1 protein-coding gene is annotated in these 1,687 nt (G+C 59.5%); it reads right to left on the reverse strand.

All coding sequences use genetic code 11. The annotated features are described in order from the left end of the window. Positions 1–163 precede the first annotated feature (163 nt). On the reverse strand, positions 164–1,414 hold the full coding sequence (locus tag AC1DT3_RS20275; protein WP_477467009.1) for an extracellular solute-binding protein: 1,251 nt from the start codon (positions 1,412–1,414) through the stop codon (positions 164–166). Between the last annotated feature and the right edge of the window lie 273 nt (positions 1,415–1,687).

Here is a 1,687-nt window from a genome sequence, read left to right on the forward strand (position 1 = left end):
GGACAGCACGAACGCCTGGAGCGTGGGCCAGAAGCGAATGATGCTGTAGAAAAGGATCGGCACCGCCAAGAAGGACCAGGCCCATAGCACCCGCTTGTGGCGGAGGCTCAACCCATTCCATAAACGGCTGGATTTCACAGGCGATGCCGTCAACATCACGCTCTCACTTCGCCGCGCGGTCGATGATCGCCTGCTCGGCCTTTGCCGCCTCGGCGAGCGAATCCTTCGGATCCTGCTTCTGGATCAATACGCGGTTGACCATGTCGATCGCGACCTGACGCTGGGCCGCTTCGTCGACGAACAACGTGGTGTGTGCGTATTCCAGGCCCTTGAGGAAGGGGCCATAGATCGGATGCGAGAGGTTGGCTTGCGTCAARGCGGCCGAACGGCGTGCAGGGAGTTCGCCGACCGTTTGCATCCAAATTTCCATTGCCTCAGGAGAACTGACATAGGTCAGGAACTTCTTCGCGGCATCGAGCTTCTCGCCGGTCACCTTCGTCGTGATCGCATTGGCGAAATAGCTCGCGTAGTTGCTGCGCACGCCGTTGGCTGACGGAAGTTCGGTCACACCCCATTCGAATGCCTTGATGGAGCCGAATGCGCCGAGACGGAAGGTGCCGTCGATCGTCATCGCAGCGAGGCCGCCTTTGAAGGCCGCCTGTGCCTCATCCATGAAGCCTACCTGGCCGACCTTCTGCTTGTTCTGCAGATCGACATAGAACTGCAAGGCCTTCAGGCCCGCCTCGTTGTTGTAGGCGACCTTGCGATCGTTGTCGGTGTAGGGAACGCCGCCGTTCTGGCGCACCAGAACCTCACGCCACCATTGATGGTCCTGCCCCGCCATGTCCATGGCAAAGCCCTCGGAGATGATGTTGCCGGCGGAGTCCCGTTTCACGGTCTTCTCAGCGGCCGCGACGAACTCCTCGACCGTTTGCGGCGGCTTGTTCGGATCGAGCCCGGCAGCCTGGAATGCCTTCTTGTTGTAGAACAGCGCGAGCGAACGGACTGCAGTCGGCAGACCGTAATATTCGCCGCCGCGTTTCATGGCGGTTACGATCGGGAAGAATTCCGCCTCGATCTTGTCATGGGGGAACGCGTCCTTCGGCAGCGGCTGGATCAGCTTGCCGGCGAGGAAACCATCGATCCAACCGTAGAAAAGCTGCACCACATCCGGACCTTGTCCGGCGGTCACCGAGGCGGCGACCTTGGTCTGATACTCGGCGTACGGGAACGTGGTGTGCTTGACCGTGATACCCGGATTGGCCGCCTGGAATTTCTGGATCAGTTGATCCATTGCCTTGACGCGGCTGTCGAAGACGTACTGCCAATACTCGATCTCAACGGCGCTCGCTGCGTTGGCGGCGAGGACGCTGACGCCGAAGGCGAGACCGGCGATCATCTGTTTAAAGCGCATGTGAGACCCTCCACTGATCAGCCGGTTTTTTTGTCGGCGTGACGTTGTTCCCAATTCGAGCGATGCACCTCGCTCATCCAATCAGGCTCGCTTGTTGGAGCGGCTTCGTCAATAAAATAATTTACTTGAGTTATTCGATCGGCCTTGCCATCGTCACCCGCTCGAAGACGAGTCCGAGATGCCGCGCCAGAAATCTTCGCCCCCCTCGAAAGTTGCCATCGGCAACAACCCGGAGCGCAACCGCACGCACAACCGGCGGGTGATCTTGGATGC

This window comes from Microvirga sp. P4_G7 (assembly GCF_056401005.1).